Annotated in this window: 4 protein-coding genes and 1 pseudogene; all 5 read right to left on the bottom strand. The window is 70.3% G+C overall.

Annotation, left to right across the window (positions count from 1 at the left end; all coding sequences use genetic code 11):
- Positions 1–142: 142 nt before the first annotated feature.
- Positions 143–925, bottom strand: coding sequence for a 6-phosphogluconolactonase (gene pgl, locus ACFU53_RS45955; protein WP_384006122.1), 783 nt, complete (start codon positions 923–925; stop codon positions 143–145).
- 620 nt (positions 926–1,545) lie between these two features.
- Positions 1,546–2,472, bottom strand: a pseudogene (gene opcA, locus ACFU53_RS45950) (glucose-6-phosphate dehydrogenase assembly protein OpcA); the annotation flags it as partial.
- Entirely contained in the window at positions 2,469–3,992 is a 1,524-nt protein-coding gene (zwf, locus tag ACFU53_RS45945; RefSeq protein ID WP_384006120.1) for a glucose-6-phosphate dehydrogenase, read from the bottom strand. The gene zwf and the pseudogene opcA, both read right to left, overlap by 4 nt.
- A 5-nt stretch (positions 3,993–3,997) precedes the next feature.
- On the bottom strand, positions 3,998–5,116 hold the full coding sequence (tal, locus tag ACFU53_RS45940) for a transaldolase (protein WP_384006117.1): 1,119 nt from the start codon (positions 5,114–5,116) through the stop codon (positions 3,998–4,000).
- Positions 5,117–5,151: 35 nt separating this feature from the next.
- A partial coding sequence (locus ACFU53_RS45935) for a transketolase C-terminal domain-containing protein (RefSeq protein WP_384006115.1) occupies positions 5,152–5,841 on the bottom strand: 690 nt, incomplete at its 5' end.

Below are 5,841 nucleotides of genomic sequence, written 5' to 3'. Positions count from 1 at the left end.
GGCACAACCCCTGCTTTTTCAGGGGCGCGGGAACCGCGCGACCAGCCGCCCCCACCCGCACCCGCCAACGAACCCCTCGGGGTCGAAGGGGCAGCGCCCCGGGACGGGAATGGGTAGGGGCGGCGGGGGCGGAATCAGTCCCTCACGGTGAAGCCGGCGGATACAGCGAGCGCGGCAGTTGAGAGGCCGCCGCCGCGTCCAGCAGCCACAAGGTCCGCGACCTTCCGTACGCGCCCGCCGCCGGTGCCTGGATCTCACCCGCACCGGACAACGCGATGGCCGCGGCCCGCGCCTTGTCCTCACCGGCGGCGAGCAGCCACACCTCACGCGCCGCTCGGATCGCGGGCAGCGTCAGCGTGACCCGCGTCGGCGGCGGCTTCGGCGCACCGCGCACTCCCACCACCGTCCGCTCGGTCTCCCGAACGGCCGGCAACTCGGGGAAGAGCGAGGCCACATGGGTGTCCGGCCCGACCCCCAGCATCAAGACGTCGAACGTCGGCGCAGAGCCATGGTTCTCAGGCCCCGCCGCCCGTGCCAACTCCTCGGCGTACGCCGAGGCCGCCGCGTCCACATCGGTACCCCACGGCCCGTCCGACGCGGGCATGGCGTGCACCCGCTTCGGGTCCAGCGGCACCGAGTCCAGCAGCGCCTCCCGGGCCTGGGTGACATTGCGTTCGGCGTCGCCCTCGGGCAGGAACCGCTCGTCGCCCCACCACAGGTCCAGCCGACCCCAGTCGATCGCGTCCCGGGCGGGCGCCGCCGCCAACGCGGCGAGCAGCCCGTTGCCGTTGCGGCCACCCGTGAGGACCACCGAGGCGTAGCCGCGCGAGGCCTGCGCGTCCACGACCTTGGTGATCAGCCGAGCCGCCGCGGCCTGAGCCATCAGCTCCTTGTCGTGGTGCACGACCAACTGCGGAGTGGTCACGGCGCGGCCGCCTTCTTCACAGGCGGCATCTGCGCCGGAGTGGGCCGATCGGAGTCACCGTCATCGTCCGACCCCGCCGACCCCGCGGACCCCGCCGACCCCGCGGACCCCGCCGAACCGGCCGACCCCGCTGAACCGGCTGAACCGGCTGAACCGGCTGAACCGGCTGAACCGGCTGAACCGGCTGAACCGGCTGAACCGGCTGAACCGGCTGAACCGGCTGAACCGGCCGAACCGGCCGAACCGGCCGAACCGGCCGAACCGGCTGAACCGGCTGAACCGGCCGAACCGGCCGAGCTGACTGAACCGGCCGTACCGACCGACCCCGTAGACCCCGGAGAAGCCACCGACCCCACCGACCCCGCCGACCCCGACGGAGCAGCCGGCGGCAACGCCGGCGCGGACGTACGGGTCGGAGGGGCAGCCGGCGCGACGGCCGAGCCGTGCTCCGAGCCAAAGCCGGAGCCGGAGCCCGAGCCGGACCCGGACCCGGACCCGGAAGTCGAAGCGACCCCCGGAGCCCCGCCCGCAGGAGTCGACGCGGTTGCCGGAGCGGCCGTGGAAGCCGTGGAAGCCGTGGCAGCCGTCAACGCACTTCCCGGCGAGCCCCCCAGCGCCCCCGCACCGCCCAACCGATCCACCCCGAACCGCAGCGCCGACGCATACGTGTCGTCGGGGTCGAGCCTGCGCAGCTCCTCCGCCAGCAGCTCGGACGTCTCGCGGCGCTTCAACGCCACGGCCCGGTCCGGCTGGTCCTCCAGCGTGAGGAGGGCGAGGCCCCCAGCGGGCCGGTACAGCCGGATGGGACCGGTGCTGGTCAGCATCCGCACCTCGTTGAGGCCGGGCCCGGCCGACACTCCACGCCGTACATGCACGTGGAGCCGGTCCGCCAGCCACATCGCGAGCAGTTCCACGCTCGGGTTGTACTGCTCGCCCTGCACCTCCGCGGAGATGACCTCGCAGTCCACCTGGTCGAGCGCGGCGGCCAGCATGGAACGCCAGGGCGTGATCCGGGTCCAGGCCAGATCCGTGTCGCCGGGCTCGTAGTTGTCGGCGCGGGTCCGCAGCTCCTCGATGGGCTTCTCGGCGGCGTAGCTGTCGGTGACCCGGCGCTGGCCGAGTGCGCCCAGCGGGTCGCGGGCCGGGTCGAGCGGCGCGTTGACCGGCCACCAGACGACCACCGGCGCGTCCGGCAGCAGCAGCGGAAGCACCACCGACTGGGCGTGGTCCGCGACCTCGCCGTACAGACGCAGCACGACCGTGTCGCCGGTGCCCGCGTCCGCGCCCACCCTTACCTCGGCGTCGAGGCGGGACTGTGTGCGGTCGCGGGGGGAGCGGGAGACGCGCTTGATGACCACGATCGTGCGCGAGGGGTGCTCGCGGGAGGCGTCGTTGGCGGACTTGAGCGCGTCGTACGCGTTCTCCTCGTCCGTCACGATGACCAGCGTGAGCACCATGCCGACGGCCGGGGTGCCTATCTCCCGGCGGGCCTTCACCAGCGCCTTGTTGATCTTGCTGGCCGTGGTGTCCGTGAGGTCTGTCTTCATGGCCGGCGCCAGCTCCGTCCGTCTCGCTCGAGCATCTCGTCCGCCTCGACGGGACCCCACGTGCCCGCCTGGTACTGCGCGGGCCTGCCGCTCTTGTCCCAGTACTCCTCGATCGGGTCGAGGATCTTCCAGGACAGCTCGACCTCCTCGGTGCGCGGGAAGAGGTTCGAGTCGCCGAGCAGGACGTCCAGGATGAGGCGTTCGTACGCCTCGGGCGACGACTCGGTGAAGGACTCGCCGTAGGCGAAGTCCATGGACACGTCCCGGATCTCCATCGACGTGCCGGGGACCTTGGAGCCGAAGCGGACCGTCACGCCCTCGTCGGGCTGGACGCGGATGACGATCGCGTTCTGGCCCAGCTCCTCGGTGGCGGTGGAGTCGAAGGGGGAGTGCGGGGCGCGCTGGAAGACGACAGCGATCTCGGTGACCCGGCGGCCCAGGCGCTTGCCCGTCCGCAGATAGAAGGGGACGCCCGCCCAGCGGCGGTTGTCGACCTCGACCTTGATCGCCGCGTAGGTGTCGGTCTTCGACTTGCGGTCGATGCCGTCCTCTTCGAGGTAGCCGATGACCTTCTCGCCGCCCTGCCAGCCGGCCGCGTACTGCGCGAACACGGTGTCCCGGCCCAGGTCCTTCGACAGCTTCACCGCGCCGAGCACCTTGGTCTTCTCGGCGGCGAGCGCGTCCGCGTCGAAGGAGGCGGGCTCCTCCATCGCGGTCAGCGCCATCAGCTGGAGCAGGTGGTTCTGGATGACGTCACGGGCGGCGCCGATGCCGTCGTAGTAGCCGGCACGTCCGCCGATGCCGATGTCCTCAGCCATGGTGATCTGCACGTGGTCGACGAAGGACCGGTTCCAGATCGGCTCGAACATCGTGTTGGCGAAGCGGAGCGCCAGAATGTTCTGGACGGTCTCCTTGCCGAGGTAGTGGTCGATGCGGAAGACCTGGTCCGGGGCGAAGACCTCGTGGACGACCTTGTTGAGGTCCTCGGCGGACTCCAGGTTGTGGCCGAACGGCTTCTCGATGACCGCGCGCCGCCAGGAACCGCTCGACTGGTCGGCCAGCCCGTGCTTCCTCAGCTGCTGGATGACGACAGGGAAGGCGGACGGCGGCACGGAGAGGTAGAAGGCGAAGTTGCCGCCCGTGCCCTGTGCCTTGTCCAGCTCCTCGATGGTGTCGCGCAGCCGCTCGAAGGACTCGTCGTCGTCGAAGGTGCCCTGGACGAAGCGCATGCCCTGGATGAGCTGCTGCCAGACCTCCTCGCGGAAGGGCGTACGCGCGTGTTCCTTGACCGCGTCGTGCACCTCCTGCGCGAAGTCCTCGTTCGCCCACTCCCGGCGTGCGAAACCGACGAGCGAGAAGCCCGGCGGCAGCAGTCCGCGGTTGGCGAGGTCGTACACGGCAGGCATCAGCTTTTTACGTGACAAATCGCCTGTGACGCCGAAGATGACCAGGCCCGACGGCCCCGCGATACGCGGGAGCCGTCGGTCCGCGGCGTCACGCAGCGGATTGCTGCTCGACAAGGTGTTCAGCCCTCCGAGGGTGCGAGGCGCTGAAGCTCCGCCTCGGTCGACTTGAGCAGGTCGTTCCAGGACGCCTCGAACTTCTCGACGCCCTCTTCCTCCAGCAGCTGGACGACCTCGTCGTACGAGATCCCGAGCTTCTCGACCGCGTCCAGCTCGGCACGCGACTGCTCGTAGGTCCCGGCGATCGCGTTGCCGCGGATCTCGCCGCTCGCCGCGGTGGCCTCCAGCGTGGCCTCCGGCATGGTGTTCACCGTGTTCGGCGCGACCAGCTCGTCGACGTACAGCGTGCTCTTGTACGCCGGGTCCTTGACGCCGGTCGAGGCCCACAGCGGACGCTGCTTGTTGGCGCCCGCGCTCTCCAGGTCGCTCCAGCGCTTGCCGTCGAAGACCTCTTCGTACGCCTGGTAGGCGAGGCGGGCGTTGGCGACACCGGCCTTGCCGCGGGCGGCCTTGGCCTCGTCGGTGCCGAGCGCGTCGATGCGCTTGTCGATCTCGGTGTCCACGCGGGACACGAAGAAGGACGCCACCGAGTGGATCTTCGACAGGTCCAGGCCGCGCTCCTTGGCCTTCTCCAGACCGGCGAGGTACGCGTCCATGACCTGGCGGTAGCGCTCGAGCGAGAAGATCAGCGTGACGTTGACGCTGATGCCGAGGCCGATGACCTCGGTGATGGCCGGCAGGCCGCCCATCGTGGCCGGGATCTTGATCAGGGTGTTGGGGCGGTCCACGAGCCAGGCCAGCTGCTTGGCCTCGGCGACCGTCGCCTTGGTGTTGTGCGCCAGGCGCGGGTCGACCTCGATGGAGACCCGGCCGTCCTGGCCGCCGGTCGCGTCGAAGACCGGGCGCAGGATGTCGGCGGCGTCGCGGACGTCCGCCGTCGTGATCATGCGGATGGCCTCTTCGACGGTGACCTTGCGGGCGGCGAGGTCGGAGACCTGCAGCTCGTAGCCGTCACCGCTGCTGATCGCCTTCTGGAAGATCGACGGATTGGTGGTGACGCCCACGACGTGCTGCTGGTCGAGCAGCTCGGCGAGGTTGCCGGACGTGATGCGCTTGCGCGACAGGTCGTCCAGCCAGATCGCGACGCCCTCCTCGGAGAGGCGCTTGAGTGCGTCTGTCATGGAAATTCCATCTCCTACGTGTCGTATGTAGAGCGTCAGCGCTGAGCGGCCGCGAGTGATTCCTGCGCGACCGCGGCCACGTTCTCCGCAGTGAAGCCGAACTCCTGGAAGAGGACCTTGCCGTCGGCCGAAGCGCCGAAGTGCTCCAGCGAAACGATGCGACCGGCGTCACCGACGTACCGGTGCCAGGTCAGGCCGATACCGGCCTCGACCGCGACACGCGCCTTGACGGACGGCGGCAGAACGCTGTCCCGGTACCCCTGGTCCTGCTCCTCGAACCACTCCACGGACGGCATCGACACCACCCGGGTGGGCACGCCCTGCGCCTGGAGCCGCTCTCGCGCCTCGACGGCCACATGGACCTCGGAACCGGTGGCGATGAGGATGACCTGAGCGTCGGTGTTCTGCCCTTCGGGCCCTTCGGCGTCGAACAGAACGTAACCGCCACGTGCGGCGTCCTCGTTGGCCTCGTACGTCGGCACGCCCTGGCGGGTCAGCGCGAGACCGTGCGGGGCGCCCTTGCCGAACTCCTTGGTCCAGCGCTTGAGGATCTCGCGCCAGGCGATCGCCGTCTCGTTGGCGTCGGCCGGGCGGACCACGTTCAGACCCGGGATCGCGCGCAGCGCGGCGAGGTGCTCGACCGGCTGGTGCGTCGGGCCGTCCTCGCCGAGACCGATGGAGTCGTGCGTCCACACGTACGTCACCGGCAGGTGCATCAGCGCGGA

It is taken from the genome of Streptomyces sp. NPDC057474, assembly GCF_042802555.1.
Lineage (GTDB): Bacteria > Actinomycetota > Actinomycetes > Streptomycetales > Streptomycetaceae > Streptomyces.
This window is presented reverse-complemented; position numbering and strand designations above follow the sequence as displayed.

Coding starts and splice junctions, on each gene's coding strand:
- tal (WP_384006117.1), bottom strand. CDS start 5,116: ATGACAGACGCACTCAAGCGCCTCTCCGAGGAGGGCGTCGCGATCTGG.